General features: G+C 52.8%; 23 protein-coding genes. 11 read left to right on the top strand and 12 right to left on the bottom strand.

The window, feature by feature from the left end; translation table 11 throughout:
- Positions 1 to 14: 14 nt before the first annotated feature.
- The 4 genes from B8P98_RS00700 to radC form a co-directional block, all read right to left on the bottom strand.
- Positions 15 to 692, bottom strand: a complete 678-nt coding sequence (locus B8P98_RS00700; RefSeq protein WP_025712196.1) for a vWA domain-containing protein — start codon at positions 690 to 692, stop codon at positions 15 to 17.
- Positions 693 to 898: 206 nt separating this feature from the next.
- The gene (rpmG, locus tag B8P98_RS00695; RefSeq protein ID WP_002922510.1) at positions 899 to 1,066 is read right to left on the bottom strand and encodes a 50S ribosomal protein L33; all 168 of its coding nucleotides are present in this window, start codon (positions 1,064 to 1,066) and stop codon (positions 899 to 901) included.
- Between the two features lie 20 nt (positions 1,067 to 1,086).
- The gene (gene rpmB, locus B8P98_RS00690) at positions 1,087 to 1,323 is read right to left on the bottom strand and encodes a 50S ribosomal protein L28 (protein ID WP_002436699.1); all 237 of its coding nucleotides are present in this window, start codon (positions 1,321 to 1,323) and stop codon (positions 1,087 to 1,089) included.
- 216 nt (positions 1,324 to 1,539) lie between these two features.
- Positions 1,540 to 2,205 (bottom strand): RadC family protein, encoded by a 666-nt coding sequence (gene radC / locus B8P98_RS00685; protein WP_025712198.1) that lies wholly within the window; start codon positions 2,203 to 2,205, stop codon positions 1,540 to 1,542.
- A gap of 172 nt (positions 2,206 to 2,377) precedes the next feature.
- On the opposite strand from radC, the gene coaBC reads away from it, so the two are divergent.
- The 4 genes from coaBC (at position 2,378) to B8P98_RS00665 (ending at position 5,941) form a co-directional block, all read left to right on the top strand.
- Positions 2,378 to 3,592: a bifunctional phosphopantothenoylcysteine decarboxylase/phosphopantothenate--cysteine ligase CoaBC gene (coaBC, locus tag B8P98_RS00680; RefSeq protein ID WP_025712199.1), complete on the top strand. Its 1,215-nt coding sequence runs from the start codon at positions 2,378 to 2,380 to the stop codon at positions 3,590 to 3,592.
- Positions 3,570 to 4,028, top strand: coding sequence for a dUTP diphosphatase (dut, locus tag B8P98_RS00675; RefSeq protein WP_017900056.1), 459 nt, complete (start codon positions 3,570 to 3,572; stop codon positions 4,026 to 4,028). The genes coaBC and dut overlap by 23 nt, the downstream gene beginning before the upstream one ends.
- Before the next feature lie 124 nt (positions 4,029 to 4,152).
- On the top strand, positions 4,153 to 4,749 hold the full coding sequence (gene slmA / locus B8P98_RS00670; protein WP_015369151.1) for a nucleoid occlusion factor SlmA: 597 nt from the start codon (positions 4,153 to 4,155) through the stop codon (positions 4,747 to 4,749).
- Positions 4,750 to 4,924: 175 nt separating this feature from the next.
- Complete coding sequence (locus tag B8P98_RS00665; RefSeq protein WP_025712202.1) at positions 4,925 to 5,941, top strand: SMP-30/gluconolactonase/LRE family protein; 1,017 nt, start codon at positions 4,925 to 4,927, stop codon at positions 5,939 to 5,941.
- A gap of 37 nt (positions 5,942 to 5,978) precedes the next feature.
- On the opposite strand, the gene pyrE is transcribed toward B8P98_RS00665, so the two are convergent.
- From pyrE to B8P98_RS00635, 6 genes are all read right to left on the bottom strand, one after another.
- The gene (pyrE, locus tag B8P98_RS00660) at positions 5,979 to 6,620 is read right to left on the bottom strand and encodes an orotate phosphoribosyltransferase (protein WP_025712203.1); all 642 of its coding nucleotides are present in this window, start codon (positions 6,618 to 6,620) and stop codon (positions 5,979 to 5,981) included.
- A gap of 110 nt (positions 6,621 to 6,730) precedes the next feature.
- Positions 6,731 to 7,447 carry a ribonuclease PH gene (gene rph / locus B8P98_RS00655; RefSeq protein WP_002922602.1) on the bottom strand — a complete coding sequence of 239 codons (717 nt, stop codon included), beginning with the start codon at positions 7,445 to 7,447 and terminating at the stop codon, positions 6,731 to 6,733.
- A 96-nt stretch (positions 7,448 to 7,543) separates the two neighbouring features.
- The gene (locus B8P98_RS00650; RefSeq protein WP_042929284.1) at positions 7,544 to 8,683 is read right to left on the bottom strand and encodes an ABC transporter permease; all 1,140 of its coding nucleotides are present in this window, start codon (positions 8,681 to 8,683) and stop codon (positions 7,544 to 7,546) included.
- The gene (locus tag B8P98_RS00645; RefSeq protein ID WP_025712205.1) at positions 8,670 to 9,587 is read right to left on the bottom strand and encodes an ABC transporter ATP-binding protein; all 918 of its coding nucleotides are present in this window, start codon (positions 9,585 to 9,587) and stop codon (positions 8,670 to 8,672) included. The genes B8P98_RS00650 and B8P98_RS00645 overlap by 14 nt, the downstream gene beginning before the upstream one ends.
- Positions 9,580 to 10,545, bottom strand: coding sequence for an HlyD family secretion protein (locus B8P98_RS00640; protein WP_080897624.1), 966 nt, complete (start codon positions 10,543 to 10,545; stop codon positions 9,580 to 9,582). Before B8P98_RS00640 ends, B8P98_RS00645 begins: the two co-directional genes overlap by 8 nt.
- An 87-nt stretch (positions 10,546 to 10,632) precedes the next feature.
- Positions 10,633 to 12,333 carry a lysophospholipid acyltransferase family protein gene (locus B8P98_RS00635; RefSeq protein WP_025712208.1) on the bottom strand — a complete coding sequence of 567 codons (1,701 nt, stop codon included), beginning with the start codon at positions 12,331 to 12,333 and terminating at the stop codon, positions 10,633 to 10,635.
- Between the two features lie 617 nt (positions 12,334 to 12,950).
- Between B8P98_RS00635 and B8P98_RS00630 the strand changes: the two genes are divergently transcribed.
- From B8P98_RS00630 to B8P98_RS00620, 3 genes are all read left to right on the top strand, one after another.
- The gene (locus B8P98_RS00630) at positions 12,951 to 13,814 is read left to right on the top strand and encodes a YicC/YloC family endoribonuclease (RefSeq protein WP_025713926.1); all 864 of its coding nucleotides are present in this window, start codon (positions 12,951 to 12,953) and stop codon (positions 13,812 to 13,814) included.
- A 182-nt stretch (positions 13,815 to 13,996) separates the two neighbouring features.
- The gene (locus tag B8P98_RS00625; protein WP_025713927.1) at positions 13,997 to 14,749 is read left to right on the top strand and encodes an isocitrate lyase/PEP mutase family protein; all 753 of its coding nucleotides are present in this window, start codon (positions 13,997 to 13,999) and stop codon (positions 14,747 to 14,749) included.
- Positions 14,746 to 15,804: a bifunctional transcriptional activator/DNA repair enzyme AdaA gene (locus B8P98_RS00620; protein WP_025713928.1), complete on the top strand. Its 1,059-nt coding sequence runs from the start codon at positions 14,746 to 14,748 to the stop codon at positions 15,802 to 15,804. The genes B8P98_RS00625 and B8P98_RS00620 overlap by 4 nt, the downstream gene beginning before the upstream one ends.
- A gap of 33 nt (positions 15,805 to 15,837) precedes the next feature.
- On the opposite strand, the gene B8P98_RS00615 is transcribed toward B8P98_RS00620, so the two are convergent.
- The gene (locus B8P98_RS00615; RefSeq protein ID WP_095032655.1) at positions 15,838 to 17,112 is read right to left on the bottom strand and encodes a chloride channel protein; all 1,275 of its coding nucleotides are present in this window, start codon (positions 17,110 to 17,112) and stop codon (positions 15,838 to 15,840) included.
- 275 nt (positions 17,113 to 17,387) lie between these two features.
- Here B8P98_RS00615 and B8P98_RS00610 point away from each other — a divergent pair, with 275 nt between their 5' ends.
- A complete protein-coding gene (locus B8P98_RS00610; RefSeq protein WP_012540300.1) occupies positions 17,388 to 18,005 on the top strand; it encodes a trimeric intracellular cation channel family protein in 618 nt (205 codons plus the stop codon).
- 5 nt (positions 18,006 to 18,010) lie between these two features.
- Here B8P98_RS00610 and ligB read toward each other — a convergent pair whose 3' ends face one another.
- A complete protein-coding gene (gene ligB, locus B8P98_RS00605; RefSeq protein ID WP_095032654.1) occupies positions 18,011 to 19,690 on the bottom strand; it encodes an NAD-dependent DNA ligase LigB in 1,680 nt (559 codons plus the stop codon).
- Between the two features lie 257 nt (positions 19,691 to 19,947).
- Here ligB and gmk point away from each other — a divergent pair, with 257 nt between their 5' ends.
- The 3 genes from gmk to spoT are packed head-to-tail and all read left to right on the top strand — an operon-like array spanning position 19,948 to position 23,040.
- Positions 19,948 to 20,571 (top strand): guanylate kinase, encoded by a 624-nt coding sequence (gmk, locus tag B8P98_RS00595; RefSeq protein ID WP_002922664.1) that lies wholly within the window; start codon positions 19,948 to 19,950, stop codon positions 20,569 to 20,571.
- A 54-nt stretch (positions 20,572 to 20,625) separates the two neighbouring features.
- The gene (rpoZ, locus tag B8P98_RS00590) at positions 20,626 to 20,901 is read left to right on the top strand and encodes a DNA-directed RNA polymerase subunit omega (protein WP_000135058.1); all 276 of its coding nucleotides are present in this window, start codon (positions 20,626 to 20,628) and stop codon (positions 20,899 to 20,901) included.
- Between the two features lie 18 nt (positions 20,902 to 20,919).
- Positions 20,920 to 23,040 carry a bifunctional GTP diphosphokinase/guanosine-3',5'-bis pyrophosphate 3'-pyrophosphohydrolase gene (gene spoT / locus B8P98_RS00585; protein WP_025713931.1) on the top strand — a complete coding sequence of 707 codons (2,121 nt, stop codon included), beginning with the start codon at positions 20,920 to 20,922 and terminating at the stop codon, positions 23,038 to 23,040.
- The last annotated feature ends 2 nt before the right edge of the window (positions 23,041 to 23,042 follow it).

Raw genomic sequence — 23,042 nt, 5'->3', positions numbered from 1 at the left:
GCCAGTTCATGGCGTCAGACCGAAATTTCTGACCAGCTATCCGTCGGCGGCAGCTGCGCTTTACCGCCCGGTGTCGACTGCGACACCACCTGCATACTGGCGCTGAGCCAGAGGAATAGCTCGCGGAACTGTAATCCCTTCAACTGCTTCACACCGTTAATACCGCTACGGCTGAACTGCCCCATCGACTCTGTTGCTTCGAGTCCTACGCTAATCGGAAACACAGCGACTTTGTTCGCCGCCTGCGCATCACGGCACGCCTGTGCAGCCGCCTGCCAGTTGTCCGTAGGTTCGCCATCCGACATTAAAAACAGCCACGGCCGGGTATAGGGGACGCCAGCCGCTTTCAGGCGCTGCTTTTCAGCTTCAATTTCGTCCAGCGCCAGGCTAACAGCCTGCCCGGTGGGCGTCAGGCCATTGGCCTCAAGCACCGGAGCGGTGAAGTCCATCGCATCACACCAGTCGCCGTACAGCTCGCATTCATCATAGCCGCCATATTTGACCACCAGCAGCCGAACGCGCTTCGCGGCGATCACATCCTGCTTAAGTTCCTCTTCCAGCAGCTTTAGCCCCTGATTCAGCTGGGCCATTGGCTGGCCCTGCATGCTGCCTGAGCAATCGAGGACTAAAATTAATGGTGTGCGCTGTTCGCTATTATCAATAAATGAAACATCTGGAATAAAAGAGGCCATAACAATCCCTGTCGCTGGTTTTCTGTACCGGAAGAATAGACAGACTATACAAGCAAGACAAGAAAAACCTTTACATTCATTATGTTAATTGATTTCTGGTTAATAATTAAAAGAGGGATATATGATAAGTTTTGAAGGTGTTTTGCCTGAATAATGGCAATAAAAAACCCCGCCGGGGCGGGGTTTTCATTACAAAGAGGCGAAAATTATTTAATTTTAGCTTCTTTGTAGATAACGTGCTGACGTACAACCGGATCGTACTTTTTCAGTTCCATTTTTTCCGGTTTGGTACGCTTGTTCTTCGTGGTGGTGTAGAAGTGACCAGTACCAGCGGAAGAAACCAGCTTGATTTTCTCACGAATACCTTTAGCCATGATTTATTTCCTCTAAGTACTTAGTACTTTTCGCCACGGGCACGCAGTTCAGACAGAACTGTATCGATGCCTTTCTTATCGATTACACGCATACCTTTAGCAGATACGCGCAGGGTGACAAAACGCTTCTCGCTCTCAACCCAGAAACGGTGAGAGTGCAGGTTCGGCAGGAAACGGCGTTTAGTCGCGTTCAGTGCGTGGGAACGGTTGTTACCGGTCACCGGACGCTTGCCAGTAACTTGGCAGACTCGGGACATGTCTATTCTCCAAAAATCAAATTAGCTCGAGCTTCGTATGGGGTATTGGCGCCTCGTCAGGCTTTACAGCCTGGTCATCGCAGTTCAATGTGAACTCTCGACTGCCAGGCCCAAATGCCAAACCCGAGATTCTCAAAGGTGGCGTAGTATACGCTGACTCGGCGATGTGCTCAAGTCCCGAACAGACAAAGATCCCTAAGGATCGCCAGTTCGGCGCTAAATCCAGCCGCGTTCGGCAAAAGATACATACGCACCGCGGCCGATAACCAGATGGTCAAGCACACGTATCTCCATGAATCGACAAGATTTTACCACTCTTTCGGTAATCAGCCTGTCAGCCTGGCTCGGCTCCGGACTACCGGAGGGGTGATTATGCGCAAGGATCACGGCGGCGGCGTTCACTTTGATGGCTTCGCGTACAATTTCTCGCGGATGCACCTCAACGTGGCTAAGAGTACCAGAAAAAAGTCGACTATGTTTCAACACCCGGTTCTGATTATCTAAAAAGATCACCATAAAGATCTCCCGCTCCTCTTCCGTCAGCTGGCTTTGCAAAAACTCTCGCGTCATCGAGGGAGAGATCAGCGCAGCTTCCTCGACCAGTTGCGAGCTAAAATAGCGTCGCGCCAGTTCGGCAATCCCCTTCAGTTGCGCATATTTCGCCAGCCCTAGTCCGTCTACAGCAACCAGTTGCGCTTTATCAGCGGAAAGCAGGGCGTAAAGCGAACCAAAACGCTGCAGTAACGCCTGGGCATAACTCAGTACATCCTGATGACGTGTGCCGATGCGCAGAAACAGTGCCAGCAGCTCAACATCCGTTAGCGTTTCGATGCCGTACTGCAACATCTTCTCCCGTGGCATCAGATTTTCCATTCCGTCCATACGCCCTCCTGCGTCAATCAGCCTATCCTGGCACAGCCTGGCGGCACTGCCGACCCGCTGCTTTTCACCCTGCGTAGCCGCTCGCAAAGTGAATGCCCACCAGAGGCACGACGGCGACAGGATTGTGATAAGATGCGCGGATTCTGGTCTACGGCAACAGGAAGACATCATGATGACTCTGGCGGGTAAAAAAATCGTCCTGGGCGTCAGCGGCGGCATCGCGGCGTATAAAACCCCGGAACTGGTGCGCCGACTGCGTGAACGCGGCGCGGAGGTGCGTGTCGCGATGACAGAGGCGGCAAAAGCGTTCATTACCCCACTCAGCCTGCAGGCGGTATCCGGCTATCCGGTTTCCGACAGCCTGCTCGATCCAGCGGCGGAAGCGGCAATGGGGCATATTGAGCTCGGGAAATGGGCCGACCTGGTGATCCTTGCTCCGGCGACCGCCGATTTAATCGCTCGCGTGGCGGCTGGCATGGCCAACGATCTGGTGTCGACGATCTGTCTCGCCACGCCTTCTCCGGTTGCCGTGGTGCCCGCCATGAACCAGCAGATGTATCGCGCGCAGGCCACCCAGCATAATCTGCAGACGCTCGCTTCCCGCGGGCTGCTGCTGTGGGGACCGGACAGCGGTAGTCAGGCCTGCGGTGACGTCGGCCCGGGGAGAATGCTCGATCCGTTAACTATCGTAGACATGGCCGCGCAACATTTCGCCTCCCCTGTCAAAGATTTGCAACATCTCAACCTCATGATTACCGCGGGCCCGACCCGTGAGCCGTTGGATCCGGTGCGCTATATCACCAACCACAGCTCTGGCAAGATGGGCTTCGCGATTGCCGCGGCCGCCGCCCAGCGCGGCGCGAACGTGACCCTGATCAGCGGCCCGGTATCGCTACCAACACCGCCGTTTGTGCAGCGCATTGATGTCACTACCGCGCTGGAGATGGAAGCGGCCGTCCAGGCTGGCGCTCAGCAGCAGCACATTTTTATTGGCTGCGCCGCGGTGGCGGATTACCGCGCGGCTGTCATCGCCGAAGATAAAATAAAAAAACAAGGTGATGAATTAACAATAAAAATGGTTAAAAACCCGGATATCGTGGCCGGGGTCGCGGCGCTAAAATCGCATCGCCCCTATGTCGTTGGGTTTGCCGCCGAAACGAATAATGTGGAAGAATATGCGCGGCAAAAACGTGCCCGCAAAAACCTCGACCTGATTTGTGCCAACGATGTTTCCCAGCCTAATCAGGGATTTAATAGCGATAGCAACGCATTACACCTTTTCTGGCAGGATGGAGAAAAGCGCTTACCACTTGAGCGCAAGGAACTCCTGGGCCAATTATTACTCGACGAGATCGTGACCCGTTATGATGAAAAAAATCGACGTTAAGATTCTGGACCCGCGTGTCGGCCAGCAATTTCCGCTGCCGACCTATGCCACCTCCGGCTCCGCCGGACTTGACCTGCGAGCCTGTCTTGACGACGCCGTAGAGCTGGCGCCGGGTGCAACCACGTTGTTGCCGACCGGCCTGGCAATTCATATCGCCGATCCCTCTCTGGCGGCGGTGATCCTGCCACGTTCCGGCCTCGGTCATAAGCATGGGGTGGTACTGGGTAACCTGGTGGGCCTCATCGACTCCGATTATCAGGGACAACTGATGGTGTCCGTCTGGAACCGCGGTCAGCAGAGTTTTGTTATCGAGCCGGGCGAACGTATCGCACAGATGGTCTTTGTGCCGGTCGTTCAGGCAGAATTTAACCTGGTGGAATCCTTCGATGCCACCGACCGCGGCGAAGGCGGCTTCGGTCACTCAGGGCGTAAATAAGCCCAGCAACACGGAATCTGCATCCCAACGCGCATAATGCAATAACATCACCGCAAACCCTGGTTTGCGGTCGCGTTGTGGATGTCTGCCTGACAAGTGCTTATTTTCAGGGGTATTTTAAAACATGGCAGAAAAGCAAACTGCGAAACGGAATCGTCGCGAAGAAATACTTCAATCTCTGGCGCTAATGCTGGAATCCAGCGATGGTAGCCAACGTATTACCACCGCGAAACTGGCGGCTTCCGTCGGCGTCTCCGAAGCCGCGCTGTATCGCCATTTTCCCAGCAAAACCCGCATGTTTGACAGCCTGATCGAGTTCATTGAAGACAGTCTGATTACGCGCATCAATTTGATTTTGAAAGATGAAAAGGACACCACCGCGCGCCTGCGCCTGATCGTCCTGCTGATTCTTGGGTTTGGCGAGCGTAATCCTGGGCTGACGCGTATCCTTACCGGGCACGCGCTGATGTTCGAACAGGACCGGCTTCAGGGCCGCATCAACCAGCTTTTTGAACGCATCGAAGTGCAGCTACGCCAGGTGATGCGCGAGAAAAAAATGCGCGAAGGCGAAGGCTACACCCTCGACGAAACCCTGCTGGCCAGCCAGCTGCTGGCCTTCTGCGAGGGCATGCTGTCGCGCTTTGTGCGCAGCGAGTTCAAATATCGTCCGACGGATGATTTCGACGCCCGCTGGCCGCTGGTCGCCGCACAGCTTCAGTAAATCCTCACATGCAGCCGCCAGGCTGCATGATTCTCCTCGCAATCTGCGTAAGTTTGTCGCAAATCCCAGGGCCATTGGTTGAATTGCCCAATGCGCGTTTCCGCTTTCCTTTCCTACTATCCAGCTTGCTGATCGTTTCACCCTCCCCCAACACCACCCGACAAGGAGAGATTTGATGGCGACGTCACGGCGGGATTTATTGAAGATAGGCGGGTTGGCAACCGCATCGCTACTAGTCAGTCAAAAAAGCTTCGCAGCATGGGCCCCTTCTGAACGCTATCCTGACCCACGCATCGTGGCCGTCGATGACAGCTTTCGTCGCTATATGCTTGCCAGCGCAAAGGTTGAACGCATCGCCAGCGGCTTCCGTTGGGCGGAAGGCCCGGTCTGGTTCGGCGACATGCGAATGCTGCTGTGGAGCGACATTCCGAATAACGCCATCATGCGCTGGGATGAAATCAGTGGAGAAACCAGCGTCTTTCGCTACCCGGCCAACTATAGCAATGGCCATGCCCGCGACAGACAGGGGCGCTTAATCAGTTGCGAGCACGACACCCGCCGCATTACGCGTACCGAATACGACGGATCTGTCACCGTACTGGCCGATAGCTACCAGGGTAAGCGCCTCAATTCCCCAAACGATATCGTTGTGAAGTCAGACGGTACCATCTGGTTTACCGACCCGCCATTTGGCATCAGCGGCTTTTACGAAGGCCACAAAGCAACCCCAGAATTGCCGCAAAACGTCTATTGCCTGGAGCCGGAAAGCCGCAAACTAAGCGTGGTCCTGGGCGACGTAAAAGGGCCAAATGGTTTGTGTTTCTCGCCGGACGAAAAGACCCTGTACGTGGTGGAAAGCCGGGCGACACCGAACCGCTTAATTCTGGCGTGGGACGTGGAAGGCAATACGCTGAAAAATAAACGGGTGTATCTCGACTGTGGCAACGGTACCGCCGATGGGATCGCCTGCGACGCAGACGGCAATCTGTGGTGCGGATGGGGAAGCGGAAACGAAGAACTCGACGGCGTGCGGATCTTTAACCCTCAGGGTAAGCATATCGGCACCATTCAACTGCCGGAGCGCTGCGCGAACTTGTGCTTTGGCGGCGAACAGCGCAATCGGCTGTTTATGGCGTCCAGTACGTCAATCTATTCGCTGTACGTCAATGCGCAGGGCGCTAAGCTGGTATAACGGAAATATCCGGCAGCCGAGGCTGCCGGATGCATCATCAGACGCCGTAGGCTTCGCGATAGGCGCGAACTGCCGCCAGGTGTTCCGCCATTTCCGGTTTTTCTTCCAGGTAAGCGATCAGCTCTTTCAGAGTAACAATCGAGATAACCTGGCAGCCGTAATCCTGTTCCACTTCCTGAATAGCAGAGATGTCGCCGCGGCCGCGTTCCTGACGATCCAGAGAGATCAGTACACCCGCCAGCTGCGCGCCCTGGGCCTGGATGATCTCCATTGATTCACGGATCGCCGTGCCGGCGGTGATGACATCATCCACCAGCATCACCCGACCCTGTAGCGGGCTACCGACCAGATTACCGCCTTCGCCGTGGGTTTTTGCCTCTTTGCGGTTAAAGCAGTAAGGCAGATCGCGGTCATGGTGCTCGGCTAATGCTACCGCGGTGGTGGTGGCGATCGGAATACCTTTATAGGCCGGGCCAAACAGCAGGTCGAACTCAATCCCGGAATCCACCAGCGCCTCGGCATAAAAACGGCCCAGCAGAGCCAGATCGCGCCCGGTGTTAAACAGGCCGGCGTTGAAGAAATAGGGGCTCTTGCGCCCGGATTTCAGCGTGAACTCGCCAAACTTAAGAACCTGCTTGCTAAGCGCAAACTCAATAAACTGGCGCTGATACGGCTTCATGGATTCGCTCCTTTCGTACTTTCATCATTGTCAGACTTCGCGCTTCCCCTTCGCAGGTGTGATGAAGGATAGCGCGCAAAAAAAAGGCGACTTCTCAGTCGCCTTAATCATTAATTTTCTAACGCCGCCTTCTGCGTCGTGATAATGGACTCGATCCCCCCTCGGGCTAACGCCAGGAGAGTGAGGAGCTCTTCATGGGTGAACGGCTCGCCTTCTGCCGTACCCTGTACCTCAATAATGCGGCCATCTTCGGTCATCACCACGTTCATGTCGGTTTCCGCGGCGGAGTCTTCGATGTACTCCAGATCGCAGATGGCTTCGCCATTCACGATACCAACAGAGACCGCAGCCACCATCCCTTTCATCGGGTTGGTTTTCAGCTTGCCGGCGGCCACCAGCTTATTCAACGCGTCGGCCAGCGCCACGCAGGCACCAGTAATAGACGCAGTACGGGTACCGCCATCGGCCTGCAGCACATCGCAATCAAGAGTGATGGTGAATTCGCCCAGCGCTTTCAGATCAACCGCCGCACGCAGCGCGCGGGCGATCAGGCGCTGAATTTCCATCGTCCGGCCGCCCTGCTTACCTTTTGCGGCTTCACGCGCGTTACGCGTATGCGTTGAACGAGGCAGCATGCCATATTCGGCGGTGATCCAGCCCTGGCCCTGGCCTTTAAGGAAGCGAGGAACGCCTTCGTCAATGGAGGCGGTGCAGAGCACTTTGGTATCACCGAATTCGACCAGCACGGAGCCTTCAGCGTGTTTTGTGTAATTACGGGTCAGGGTGACGGGACGCACCTGATTAGCGCTACGGCCTGCTGGACGCATGATAGAAATCTCCGGCTTGAAACGAATGTGAGGGCGCATTATACGAATTTCATGGCAAAAAGCCTATGCCCACCCCTGCCGGACGCGCAGATAATGTCAGTCCAGCGTTTTACGATAAGATTTCAACCCCACGCCGATGACGATCACCGCCAGGCCTATCAGCGGCAATAGATCGGGTAATAATGCCGTTGCAGAATACCCTTTGAGCATAATGCCCTTAACCAGGCGGATGAAGTAGGTCAGCGGCAAACAGGAACCAATGGCTTTTGCCCAGTCGGGCATACTAATAAAAGGGCTAATAAAACCAGACAGCATAATTGAAGGGATAAAATAAAATGACGACATTTGCAGTGCCTGGAGCTGGTTTTGTGCCATGCCAGATATACCAATGCCGATTGACAGGCAAAGAAAAACATAAATTAATAAAACAAAAAACAACAGGAAAACGCTTCCGTGAAGAGGTATATCGAACAACAAAACGGCGGCAATCAGAATTAATGTCGCCTGAAAAAGACCAATGATAACAAAAGGGGTTATCTTACCAATAATGACCTCAAGACCGGATAACGGAGAGACCAGTAAATTCTCTAATGCACCATTTTCTCGCTCACGGGTAATAGACAAGGCGGTCATTAGAATCAACGTCGTACTGAGTATTGACCCCATAATACCGGGAATAGTATTAAACTGGGTTATACCCTCAGGGTTGAACATTCGATGGATAATAAGCTCAAAGTCATCCTCCTTTTGCGCGACACGCATGTCGCCCGGTAAATCGTGTTGAAACATCGATTTCGCCACCTGCACAAGTGCGCTGAGGGCATTCCCCGTAGTGATCGGATCGATGGCATCACCCTGAATTAACAGTTGAGGTTTTTCTCCACGCAGCATCTTGCGCGTAAATCCCTCAGGGATCGTCACAATAAAGGTGACATCTCCCCGCACAAACGCCTTCTGAGCGGCCTCTTCTGAATCGACAGGAATCATTGAAAAATACCCTGTATTTTGCGCTTCCGTCACAAAAATTTGACTCATCCTTTCAGTATCATAATTTAATAATGCGGTCGGCAGATTATGCGGATCCATATTTATGGCATAGCCAAGTATGATTAGCTGAAAAATAGGGGTTAGAAGCACCATACTGATGCTAACTTTATCACGACGTAATTCGTGGATTTCCTTAATAACCACGCCAATCCAGCGCGTAAAGGAGAAACTTAAATTAAATTTTTTCACAATCATTTTTCATTAAGTAGGTAAATGCATCTTCCAGATTGGTATCAACCTTGCAGAACTCATAACCCTGTTGCGTAAATGCAAAAAGCGTGGATTTTAACTTCTCTTCATCTCTGGAGGTAATATAAAGCTGGTTGCCAAAAATCACCGTTTGCTCAATATCCGGCAAGCGCTGTAGCTGGCTTTCAAGCACCGTCAGATCGGCACCGCTGGTTCGCATGGTGATCAGATTCTGGGACGCGATAATAGACGCAATAGTGCCATTCGCCAGCAGTCGGCCATAAGACAGATAGGCAACCTTATGGCAACGCTCAGCTTCATCCATATAATGCGTGCTCACCAGGATTGAGATCCCCCTGTCAGAGAGCTGATGCAACATTTGCCAAAACTCCCGTCGCGCCTTTGGATCCACGCCAGCGGTTGGTTCATCAAGGAACAACAAAACGGGTTCATGCAACATGCAAGCCGCAAGGGCCATTCTTTGCTTCCAGCCGCCAGAAAGCTCCTTAGCCAGCTGGTGCTGTCGGGAGGTGAGACCTAATTCTGAGAGCGCACGTTCAACCCGGACTTTACGCTGGTCGAGGCTATACAAGCGGGAGATAAAGAGTAAGTTTTCCCGGATGGTTAAATTTCCCCACATCGAGAAATACTGAGTCATGTAGCCTATATTTTTTTTTATTTTTTCCCGCTGAGTAAAAATATCCATACCCAGACAGGTGCCTTCTCCTGAATCTGGCGTGATCAAACCACACATCATCCGAATAGATGTCGTTTTTCCGCTACCGTTCGGGCCGAGGAAACCATAAATTTCTCCTTTTTCTACCTGTAAAGAGAAATCCTTAACGACATGATGCTCGCCAAAATGCTTATTGAGATTTTTCACATCAATACAAAGATTATTCATTCACAATAATCTCCACATCGAACGGTTGGCCGATTTTCATCCGCTCAGCCTGTTGCGGGACGGGGACAGCCTCAGCCATAAAAATGAGCTTCTCACGCCGTTTCGTACTATAGATAACCGGAGGGGTAAATTCTGCTTCAGGACTGATATAGTTAATAACGCCAGGGATGGACTCCGCGCATCCATCGCATAAAAGTCTTACCTTGGCTCCGACTTTAAATTTACCGAGCATCGCTTCGGGTATAAAAAAGCGTACTTTTATATTTTCAGGTGGCAACAGACTGATGATTGGTTTACCGGCAGAGGTCCGCTCCCCGGGACGATAAATAATATCAAAGACTTGGGCATTTACCGGCGAAACAATTGTCGTTTGCTGAACATCCCAAAGCGCCTTATCACGTTCGAGTTTTGCCGCAGCCACCAGTGAGAGCTGTTGGCTAATCTCATCCTGACGGGCAGGCAGCTGCCGTGCCTTGAGTTGATTAATCAGCTCTTCAACCTGTGCACCTTTTTGCGTTAACTCATCCCTGATATCCTCCCATTCCGCTAGCGATATGGCATGAGTGGCATACAGTTTACGATATCGCCCAAGCTGGCGCTTGACCTGGGATTCTGCCGATTGTGCTTTTTTAATCTGCGAACGTATCACATCCAGCTCTTCAGGCCGTTCTCCCGACTCTAAATTCCGTAATAATGCACTCTCTGCTGAAAGCTTTTCTTCAGCCCGCAGGAGAATGTTCTGCGCATCGAAGGAATCAATCTTAACTAACTCCTGCCCTGTTGTGACATTATCTCCCTTATTAATCAGTAGTCGTTCTATTTTTTCGCTACCTGAATATGAAAGATAAATAAAATCACCATGTGAATAACCAGATAAAATGTTATCTGGTTTGTTATCACACCCCGACAGGAGCAGTATTGCTATCAAAACGGAAAAGATACTCACTGGCTTTTGCATTAAAACGCATCCGTACGTATATAATTTTTTCATTACTGACGACTGGAGTAAAGCATTCTCGATTCAGCCCAGAGGTTCACTGTCAGTTTAATCTTTTAAATAATGCTTAAAGTATATTTCATTCAGTTTATCAATAGCACTCAGGTTTAACCCTGCTATCGAATTAAAAGAGTTATCTTTTGTGAATGACATAATCGTCGAACCACCCGGAGAAAACCATTTGGCGCTCTGCTTAAAAGGCCAGGGGAGTTCATAACCTTTTTTTCTCAAAAAATGATTAAGCACCCCCCAGTCATGTCTAAAGTCTTTTCCGCAAAAAGGACTATCGTTCTGTTTATCTTCTGCACTGAATAATTCTATAGGCGTACAGAAATCGATTGAGGTGGCAAAGTACATATTATAAAAGGCCACGATGAGTTTTTGCACATCCTCAGGAAAAGAACCGGGAATAGTCAATACACCTAATAAATACTTATAGTCTGGATATCTTTTTATAAAATCGAATATTCCTCGCCATAAATAATCAAGCGCATTGCTTTTTTGATAGGGCTTTTGGATAAAGCCGCGGCCTATTTCCACACATTTCTCTAAGCAGGAATACGCGCCCTCATGATATTTAAATAAGCTACTACTGTATAATCCCGTTATTCCATAGCGGGCCATTTGCTCACCGACAGGAATGAGACGATAGGCCCCGAGAATTTCTTCCTCCGAAGGATCCCATAAAATGATATGGTAATAAGTCTCATCAAAAATATCGTTGTCTTTATCTGTGCCCGATCCTGCACCAATATCACGATAACAACGCTCGCGCAAACGCCCTAATTCATCAATTATGGGTGAGATTCCGCTAGTGTTATAGCGATATATCAATAGTTTTTTACCGTCATTAAACTGCTTTAATACTTCACACGCATCAATTTCACTGATTAGTGCTTTCCTGCTTGCCAGAGATTCCTGCGCAGAAATTGTATCTACCAGTGTCGGCCCATTTTTTCCTATACTCTGGAGATGCATCCTGCATGTACTTGCTGCCAGAGAAAGATCTTTATTATCGTGCTTAAAGGAAGTTGAAGATATTTGCTCCCCTATTTTGATATTCATCACTTTTCCACGATGGCGTAAAGCTTCACGAATAACCATAATATTTGATAATTGCCGCCACACCGTTGCAGTTAAATAATATCTTTTACTATTTCTTCCTGTAATATGCACAGGTATCAACGCCGCATTATTTCTGATAGCCAGCTGTAAAAAACCAGGATTCCATTTATGTTCCTGTAAACCAGAAAGAGACCAGTTTGCCAGTTTACCCGCAGGACAAATAATCAGTACCCCACCATTTTTCAGATGGTCATTCATCTCTCTAAATTTTTTGTGACTCATTTTACCAGCCATATTTTCAATACCAATGGTTAGTCCAGACACCTCTGGAAATATAATTGGCAAAATATGGTTAGCAATAATCTTTATATCTTTTCTGACCCGAGAGACCGTATGTATTAAGGTAAGGCCATCGATAACTGTCGGATGATTTGAGATAACAACCGTAGCACCATGCCGAGGTATATTATTAAAATCTTCGTCTTTCGTTTCACATTGTACTTCAAGAAGCTCAACAACAGAATTGACCCAATCAATCCCATGCTTATTGAAGACTTTATCATTATTTACTAAGCGAGAAAATATCCTATTGCCAAACGCGGTCTCGAAAACCCATTTCTTCCAACATGGGATATTTTTATTAGGAAAAAACTCCTTAATAACTCTGTCAAAGATAGCGTCCATATTAAAATCCTTTTTATAGAACTCATCCTAAAAGACTATACTAGTGTTCTTTCCCTCGAGCAATACCGCCTAAAATTAAAAAACGTTAATACAAAATAATTAGACATAATTAAAATGATATTATTCATATCAATAATACAACTAATAGCGATTTTAATGCATTAGTCATAATGAATTCAAAAAAAACATACATAATGCTTAAAGGTAAAACACCTTCGTATTTTTCGAAATTATACTTCCAATCAGATTACCCTCAGACTTATCTTTCCGACAGTAAAATGATTTGCCTGGCATAGCCAAATGACATATACAGCATAAGCAATCAAAAAAAATATTAAAAAAAACAACGGCAATGAAGACTTTCATCCTGCCGATGATCACAACTAAACCGATTTAACAAATGCAATACGTTAAAAAGCTAACCGCGGAAAATTATTAATACACCACACTTTTATTTTTTACCCACCACCGGCGGTTCGATACCGCTAATGCGTTAAATACTTTACAACCATGTCCTTTAAACAATCCGTTTCCAAGTATTTCGTCACTATTCCTGTTAACTCCTCTCCTGCAAAGCTATAATCCTTGCAATCATTATTACGAAAACAGGAACGTCTATGATCCGCAGTATGACCGCCTATGCCCGCCGTGAAATCAAGGGTGACTGGGGTAGCGCCGCATGGGAGCTGCGCTCGGTAAACCAGCGCTATCTGGAAACGTACTTCCGCCTGCCGGAGCAGTTCCGTAGTCTGGAGCCCGTGGTACGCGAGCGCATTCGCGCCCGCCTGACTCGCGGCAAAATCGAATGTACCCTGCGTTTTGAACAAGACCCCAGTGCTCAGGGCGAACTCATCCTCAACGAAAACCTGGCTAAGCAGCTGGTTAACGCTGCCAACTGGGTGAAAATGCAGAGCGATGAAGGGGAAATCAATCCTGTTGATATCCTGCGCTGGCCGGGTGTGATGGCTGCCAAAGAGCAGGATCTCGACGCCATCGCTGCCGACATTCTGTCAGCCCTGGACGGCGCGCTGGACGACTTCATCGTCGCCCGCGAAACGGAAGGCCAGGCCCTGAAAGCGCTTATCGAGCAGCGTCTTGAAGGCGTCAGCGGGGAAGTGGCGAAAGTTCGCGCCCATATGCCGGAAATCCTTCAGTGGCAGCGCGAGCGTCTGGTTGCCAAACTGGAAGACGCGGAAGTGCAGCTGGAAAATAACCGTCTTGAGCAAGAACTGGTGCTAATGGCGCAGCGTATTGACGTTGCTGAAGAGCTGGATCGCCTCGAAGCGCACGTTAAAGAGACCTATAACATCCTGAAGAAGAAAGAGGCTGTGGGTCGCCGTCTCGACTTTATGATGCAGGAGTTCAACCGCGAGTCGAACACCCTGGCGTCAAAATCGATTAATGCCGAGGTCACCAACTCTGCCATTGAGTTGAAAGTGTTGATCGAGCAAATGCGCGAGCAGATCCAGAATATCGAGTAACGCTTTCTCATCTGTTAGCGTATTTCGGTATCCAGGGCCATGATAAATCATGGCCTTTTTATTTCTCTCTCTCACTGGCTGATGATAAGAATTTACGTATAAAAATAGTCGTCCATTTTTCGGTTGTGGCAAACAGGCACAACGCGGCACAGTCAGGGAAAACACCACCGCGAGAGAAAAGAATGGACTTCAATGCGCTTCATCAGCAAAACCAACCTTTGTTGCTTGCCAACGTCTGGGATGCCAGCAGCGCCCAGGCCGCTCAGCAGGCTGGCTATCGGGCTCTGGGAACCTCCAGCGCCGCTATCGCCGCGATGCTGGGGTATAAAGATGGCGAAGAGATGCATGTTGACGAGCTGTTATATGTTGTCTCACGTATCAAAGCCGTTAGCGAACGGCCGTTAAGCGTCGATTTAGAAGCGGGCTACAGTACCACAACGAGCCAGATAATTGACAACATTCAGCGCCTGGCGCGTCTCGGCGTGAGTGGAATAAACCTTGAGGATAGTCATGTGGCGAATAATACGCGCCGTCTTGACGATGCGCAGAGCTTTGCTGTCAAACTGAGGGAAATTACCCGCGCCTGTCCCGGCATGTTTGTTAATGTCCGCACCGATACCTTTCTTCTCAACGTACAAGATGCGCTGGTTCAGACGCTCTATCGCGGTCAACTTTATGCGGACCACGGTGCATGTGGTTTTTTTGTGCCTGGCGTCACCTATGCGAAAGATATTACCGCCATTGTCCGCCATGTGGCTTTACCCTTAAACGTGATGTGTATGCCAGAACTGGCAGACTTCAGCAGCTTATCTGCCCTGGGCGTAAAACGTATTTCGATGGGCAATTTTATTCATGCCGCCACGCAGGCCAGACTGAAAGACCTATTATGTCAGGTGCAAACCCATCACTCTTTCTCGGGTATTTTTTTACCATGAAAATTACCGACAGCATGCAGTGCGATATCTGGTATCAGGCGCTGCTTGAACGCGCGGTGGAATTCACCGGCGTTTTTTTCGTCGGCGTGAAAACCACCGGCGTATTTTGTATCTCGGTCTGTCGGGCGCGAAAACCCCGGCGGGAAAACGTCGAATTTTATAATGACTTTAAATCCGCGCTGGATGCCGGCTTCCGGCCATGCAAAGTCTGTCGCCCGACGGAGAATGCCCGGACGGCCCCCGCCTTTGTTGAACAAGCGCTCCGCCTGCTGCGAGAAGCTCCAAAGGTCCGCCTCAGCGATAGCGAGCTACGTCAGCACGATATTAGCCCGGAACGCGTTCGCCGCTGGTTCCTGCAAAACCACGGGATCACCTTTCAGGCTTTTCAACGGATGCAGCGTTTGAATATGGCGCTTCAGGAATTAAAAGCAGGCCGCTCAACTACCGATGTCGCTTTCGATAGCGGTTACGAGTCCTTAAGCGGCTTCGGCTATACCTGCAAAAAATTGACCGGTTTCGCACCCAGCGCACAACGCCAGGTTGTTTTAATTCATCGCTTTACCACCCCGTTAGGGCCAATGTTTGTTTGTGCAACGCAACGGGGAGTTTGTCTGCTGGAGTTTGTCGACCGACGCGCGCTGGAGTCAGAATTCAGCGACCTGCAGCGGCGGTTCAACGCCAGCATCATCGCAGGTGAAAATGCCCACACCCGGCAGGCGCAACAGGAAATAACCGAGTATTTTGCCGGGCATCGTCAATCGTTCGGGGTGGCGCTTGATACCCCAGGCAGCGAATTCCAGCGAGCGGTCTGGCACCGTTTACAGCGCGTTAGCTTCGGCGAGACGACACATTATCAATCGATTGCGATGGATATAGGTAAACCAACGGCCACGCGCGCGGTCGCTGCTGCAAACGGCGCTAATCGCGTCGCGATTATCATCCCCTGCCATCGAATTATCGGCAAAGATGGTGCGATGACCGGTTACGGCGGCGGCATTGTGCGTAAAAAATGGCTTATCAACCATGAGGCAACCATCATGGAAAAAGGCGACTGAGTTTACTTCCAGGATGAAGCCCCCCTTCCCGGTTCACTTTCGTTGCGGCTCATTAACCGCTTTCTTATCCAGTACCCGGCAGGTCAAAAACGCCCCTGCCGCGCACAGCAGCGTGGGTGCCAGATAGCTGTGATCCATGTGAGTGAACTCCATCACCAGCACCACCGCGGTCAGCGGCATCTGCATAGAAGCGGCGAGAAACGCGGCTGCCCCCACCAGAGCGAAACTACTTTCATCTCCGCCAGGGAACCCTGATTGCCAGAGCGCGCAGAGCAGCAGGCTGGCCAGCCCGCCCACCGCCAGCCCCGGGGTTAACAACCCGCCCTCCGCGCCGCCGCGCAGCACCGCCAGAATCACCACCATCTTCAACACTAACAGGACAGCGACCATGGAGAGAGGCAGCCCGTCGCTAAGCGCCAGCTGCATCGGCCCCTTGCCGTTGCCCGGAAGCTCGGGGAAATAAAGGCTCAGGATGGCAAGAAGGGAAAAACCCAGCAGACAGAACACCGGCATCTGCCAGTTACTTCGCACGCGTGAACGCGCCGCGCTGGTCGCTTTGCGAAAAAGCCAGGCGCCGGCACCAAGAATCGGGCCCGCCAGAATCGCCCACCAGAGAAAGGTGTACGGGAGTGCGCTGGAAACAAAATGGTATTGCGATTCATCCCCTAACCCCAGGGTAGCCGTCCACGCGGCAATCGCCGAGGTCATTATCGCCGCCAGCGTTTTTTCCCAGCTAAACGACAGCAGCATGACCTCAAGGCTGAACAACGCCCCTGCCAGCGGGACGTTATAGACCGCCGCCAGACCGGCGCCCGCCCCACAGGCGATCAGGGTGCGGGTTTCATCTTCCAGCAGGCCCAGCTTACGCGCCACCATCCCCGCCCCCAGCGCGCCCATTTCCCGGGGCGCCACTTCGCGGCCAAGCGGGGAACCCAGCGCTACGGTGACGATCTGCAGCAGGGCGTGGATCGTCGTGGTGCCTGCTGGCATGGGTACGGAAGGGTTGGCCACCGCCGCCGCAATGGAAACCCGCTTCTGCCCATAGCGACCAAGCAGCCACCAGCCAAATCCGGCGACGACGCCGCCGGCCACGATTGCCGCGATGCGGCGTGGCCAGGACGACTCCGTGACGCCCTGTAAAAATGACACCGAACCGACGATCTGCCCGGCACTGTAGCCAAAAGCCAGGTGCTGTATCGCGTGTAAAATCAGCGCCAGCACCATACCGGATACACCGGCCAGAATCCCGGTTAATATCACGGCTATCAGGCGGGTCAGATGATTTTTATTCCCGGCGGCGACGCTCATTTTCTCAGGCCTTGAAAAAGAAAAATAAAAGCATAAAGGACGATACTTAAACATTGAGTATTCATCGTGTTTTCGGTAGTGATGCTGATCGCTTCATTTAGCATTACTTTTTCTAATCGATAAAAATTAATTAGAAAGCAATAAATCTTTAGACAAAGCCATCACCGTCGCTGTCTTCATTAATTTTTCCTGGCGTAAATGATTCGCTTTAGAAAATCTCAATCGTGATCCTGCGCACAAATCGTTAACCTGCCCGCCACTGTCTGGGGGGATCTATGCTGCTTCATGTTCTGTATTTAATCGGTATCACCGCGGAAGCCATGACCGGCGCGCTGGCTGCCGGGCGCCGGCGGATGGACACGTTTGGCGTCATCATTATCGCCACCGCGACCGCGCTGGGCGGGGGTTCCGTTCGCGATATCCTGCTGGGACATTATCCTCTCGGCTGGGTGAAACATCCGGAATATGTCATTATTGTCGCTGTCGCCGCCGTCCTCACCACCATTGCCGCTCCAGTGATGCCTCACCTTCGCCGGCTGTTTCTGGTGCTGGACGCGCTGGGGCTGATCGTGTTTTCCATCATCGGCGCGCAGATCGCCCTGGATATGGGCGAAGGTCCGATCATCGCCTCTATCGCCGCGGTCATCACCGGCGTTTTTGGCGGCGTACTGCGCGATATGTTCTGCAAACGCATTCCGCTGGTCTTCCAGAAAGAGCTCTATGCCGGGATCTCGTTTGCCGCAGCCGTACTCTATATTGCCCTGCAACATTACGTCAGCAGCCACGATGTGGTGGTGCTGGCTACGCTGCTGTTCGGCTTTACCGCCCGCATGCTGGCACTGCGCTGGAAACTGGGGCTACCGGTCTTCCACTACACCCATGATAGCCACTAACCGCCTCAAAATCCGGGGATGCGCTGCCCACTGAGCCATTGCGCCAGCGCCACCACATCCGGATGGTGCAGGAAGGCCACCAGCTGGCGGGCTCTGATCTCCCCCACGCCCGGCAGCGCGCGCCATTGCGCTTCACTTTTTGCCGCCAGCAGATGCCAGTTCTCGCTTTCGAGCTGCGCCAGCGCCCCCTGAGGCACCGGGAGCCCCATCGCCAGCACCCAGCGGATAAAAGGCCGTTTGCGAACGAGATCAAATTGATGCCAGAGGTGCTGCCCGCGGGCGGCGGAGATCCCTGGCACCGCCTGCAGCTGCTCCACCGTAAGCGCCAGCCAGGAAAAAATATGCGTCATCGGGTTTTGCTGCTGAATGGCGCGCCATAAATTTTCCCCCACGCCATCGACATCCAGCGCGGACTTTGATGACAGCCAGATCAGCCGGGAAAGAAACTGTTCGCTGCACTCAGGGGTGGCGAAATAGCAGGTTAGCGCATTGAATTTCGCCGCCGGCGGCGTCGGTTTATGGCGCTCGGCCGTCCGCCAGACGACGGCGTCAATCCGAGGAATACCCTGCCCCGCCAGACTGATCTGCAGCTGATCGCCAATCCCAATATCAAGCGCCTGCCAGCGGGCCACTGAGCCAACGTTAACCCGCTGCACGCGTTTGTCATCCAGCCGCTGTGGCTCAAGCTGGGCCACGACGTTGAGCCTGCCGCTGCGGCCGGTGCTGAAATGGATCGCCCGTACCTCCATCACCTGCGAGGCCGGAGGATACTTCCAGGCCGCCAGCCACTCTCCCTTTCCGGGCGACCAGACACGCCCCGGCGGCTCACGTGCTTCGCGCACAATCACGCCGTCGGTCACGAAGGGGAGCGGCGAGCGATACCAGCGCTGGCGCCACTCCGCCACCTGCTCAACGCGCGTTACCGAATGGGTGTATTGTCCGCTGTAGCCAAACCCCGCCTGCGCCAGCAGCTGCTGTCGACGGCGCATATCCGAGGGACCGTCTGGCCAAGCCCAGATAAAAACGTCCAGCTGGCTGAGCGGCGCCGCCGCCGCGTCGGCTCGCATCATCAACCCAGCGACTTTCGCCCGCGCGTTCATTCCGCCAGCCTGCTGCTGAATATGCCCCTCCCGACGCAGAAATAGCTCCCCCTGCAGCACGCTGTTGGCCAGTTCGCCGGTCGTCAGCTTCGCCAGCGCCGGGATCTGCCGCGCTCGGGCGGTCCACAACTCACCGCGCAGGCCATCCCCGCGGCTGATAGCCTGAACCAGATGCCCCTGGCGATAGACCAGGGTGACCGCCACGCCGTCCACTTTAGGCTGTACCCACAGGTCGGCTTTATTTTTCATCCAGTGGGCCACGCTGGCCTCATCCGCCAGCTTGCGCACGCCGGTATGGGCCACCGGATGACGCGTATCGCCGGTCGGCGGAGGCAGATCGTCATCTTCAGGCGTCGCGCCCGGAAAGCATTGTCGCCACTGCGCCAGGCGCAGGGTGAGCTGGTCGTAAACCTCATCGCTCACTTCGCTGGCGCCTTGTCGCCAGTAGTCCTCTTTCCAGGCGACAATTTGCTGATGAAGGCGTGAAATCTCCTGCCTTCCTCTGGCCGGCGGCCACTCCGGACACGTCGCCAGCGCGCTGGCAGAGAACATCCCTAGCACCAGCCACCACCCTCCTTTACGCATTGCAGCTCCTCCTTCATCACCTGACGGAGAGTCTGCTGTAGAACACCGCGAACCGCGACGGGTACTTTTTCGCCTTGCGAAGCGCCTTCCAGGATTTATACCTCATTGCAGCAACGGCTAACGAATTCAGGAAAACGGCAGGCAAAATGAAAGAAACAGCGGCAAAAAGTGTGACAAGGACTGCGTCACACCGCGGCGACGTGTATAATAGGCTCGTATGTAGGACCTCTTTCGATAACCACATACAAAAGACACTCATGGCTCAAGGCACGCTTTATATTGTTTCCGCCCCTAGCGGCGCGGGTAAATCCAGCCTGATTCAGGCTTTATTAAAAACCCAACCGTTGTATGACACCCAGGTATCGGTTTCCCATACCACGCGAGCACCGCGTCCGGGTGAAGTGCACGGCGAACATTATTTCTTCGTGAATCACGACGAATTCCGCTCGATGATTGGCGAAAACGCGTTTCTGGAACATGCAGAGGTCTTTGGCAACTATTACGGCACGTCGCGTAAAGCGATAGAGCAGGTGCTGGCGACCGGGGTTGATGTCTTCCTCGATATCGACTGGCAGGGTGCACAGCAGATCCGTAAAAGCATGCCCGGCGCACGCAGCATTTTTATTCTGCCGCCGTCAAAAGATGAACTGGACCGACGCCTGCGCGGCCGCGGCCAGGACAGCGAAGAGGTGATCGCGAAACGAATGGCTCAGGCCGTTGCGGAAATGAGCCATTACGCCGAATATGATTACCTGATTGTGAACGATGATTTTGACACCGCTCTGAGCGACCTGAAAAATATCATCCGCGCTGAACGTCTGCGCATGAGCCGCCAAAAGCAGCGACATGGCGCTTTAATCACCAAACTATTGGCAGACTGAACCCACATTCAGTATCATGCCCAGTCATTTCTTCACCTGTGGAGCATTTTAAGTATGGCACGCGTAACTGTTCAGGACGCTGTAGAGAAAATTGGTAACCGTTTTGACCTGGTACTGGTCGCCGCGCGTCGCGCTCGTCAGATGCAGGTAGGCGGAAAGGATCCGCTGGTACCGGAAGAAAACGATAAAACCACCGTTATCGCACTGCGCGAAATCGAAGAAGGTCTGATCAACAACCAGATCCTCGACGTACGTGAGCGCCAGGAACAGCAAGAGCAGGAAGCCGCTGAATTACAAGCCGTTACCGCGATTGCTGAAGGTCGTCGTTAATCACACAGCGGGTCGCCCTTGTATCTGTTTGAAAGCCTGAATCAGCTGATTCAAAACTACCTGCCGGAAGACCAGATTAAGCGTCTGCGGCAGGCGTATCTCGTTGCACGTGACGCTCACGAGGGTCAGACACGTTCAAGCGGTGAACCCTATATCACGCACCCGGTCGCGGTAGCCTGCATTCTGGCCGAGATGAAGCTCGACTATGAAACGCTGATGGCCGCGCTGCTGCATGATGTGATTGAAGATACCCCCGCCACCTACCAGGACATGGAACAGCTTTTTGGTAAAAGCGTCGCCGAACTGGTGGAGGGGGTATCGAAACTTGATAAGCTCAAGTTCCGCGATAAGAAAGAGGCGCAGGCCGAAAACTTTCGCAAAATGATCATGGCGATGGTGCAGGACATCCGCGTCATCCTCATCAAGCTTGCCGACCGCACCCACAACATGCGCACCCTGGGCTCATTACGCCCGGATAAACGCCGCCGCATCGCCCGCGAAACGCTGGAAATTTACAGCCCGCTGGCGCACCGTTTAGGTATCCATCACATCAAAACCGAGCTCGAAGAGCTGGGCTTCGAAGCGCTGTACCCTAACCGCTACCGCGTCATTAAAGAGGTGGTCAAAGCGGCGCGCGGCAACCGTAAAGAGATGATCCAAAAGATCCTCTCTGAAATCGAAGGGCGTTTGCAGGAAGCGGGGATCCCCTGCCGCGTCAGCGGTCGCGAAAAGCATCTGTACTCCATCTACTGCAAAATGGTGCTCAAAGAGCAGCGTTTTCACTCGATCATGGATATCTACGCCTTCCGCGTCATCGTCCATGATGCCGATGTCTGCTACCGCGTGCTCGGTCAGATGCACAGCCTCTATAAACCGCGTCCAGGCCGTTTCAAAGATTACATTGCCATTCCGAAAGCGAACGGCTATCAGTCTTTGCACACCTCGATGATCGGTCCCCACGGCGTTCCGGTCGAGGTACAAATTCGTACCGAAGACATGGATCAGATGGCGGAAATGGGGGTCGCGGCGCACTGGGCTTATAAAGAGCACGGCGGCGAAAGCAGCACCACTGCGCAGATCCGCGCTCAGCGCTGGATGCAAAGCCTGCTGGAGCTGCAGCAGAGCGCCGGCAGCTCGTTTGAATTTATCGAGAGCGTGAAATCCGATCTGTTCCCGGATGAGATTTACGTTTTCACCCCGGAAGGGCGCATTGTCGAGCTGCCCGCTGGCGCCACGCCGGTGGACTTCGCCTACGCGGTGCATACCGATATCGGCCATGCCTGCGTCGGCGCGCGCGTCGACCGTCAGCCCTATCCGCTGTCCCAGCCGCTCTCCAGCGGCCAGACTGTCGAAATTATCACCGCGCCGGGCGCACGCCCGAATGCCGCCTGGCTGAACTTTGTCGTCAGCTCGAAAGCGCGCGCCAAGATCCGTCAGTTGCTGAAGAACCTCAAGCGCGACGACTCAGTCAGCCTTGGCCGTCGTCTGCTCAACCACGCGCTGGGTGGTAGCCGCAAACTCGCCGAGATCCCGCCGGAGAATATCCAGCGCGAACTCGATCGCATGAAGCTGGCCTCGCTCGACGATCTGCTGGCGGAAATCGGTCTGGGTAATGCCATGAGCGTCGTGGTGGCAAAAAACCTGCAGCAGGGCGAAGCCGCTGCGGCACCGGTGCCGGCCAATACCTCAAATCACGGCCATCTGCCAATCAAAGGCGCCGATGGCGTGTTGATCACCTTCGCCAAATGCTGTCGTCCAATTCCAGGTGACCCGATTATCGCCCACGTTAGTCCGGGTAAAGGGCTGGTTATCCACCATGAATCCTGTCGTAACATTCGCGGCTACCAGAAAGAGCCGGAGAAGTTTATGGCGGTTGAGTGGGATAAAGAGACCGCTCAGGAGTTCATCACCGAAATCAAGGTGGATATGTTTAACCACCAGGGCGCGCTGGCTAACCTGACGGCGGCGATCAACACCGCGTCTTCCAATATCCAGAGCCTGAATACGGAAGAGAAAGATGGCCGCGTATACAGCGCCTTTATCCGCCTGACCGCGCGTGACCGCGTGCATCTGGCGAATATCATGCGCAAAATCCGCGTCATGCCGGACGTGATTAAAGTCACCCGTAACCGAAACTAGCT

The sequence above is a fragment of the Klebsiella quasivariicola genome (assembly GCF_002269255.1).
In the GTDB taxonomy this organism is placed as follows: Bacteria; Pseudomonadota; Gammaproteobacteria; order Enterobacterales; family Enterobacteriaceae; genus Klebsiella; species Klebsiella quasivariicola.
This window is presented reverse-complemented; position numbering and strand designations above follow the sequence as displayed.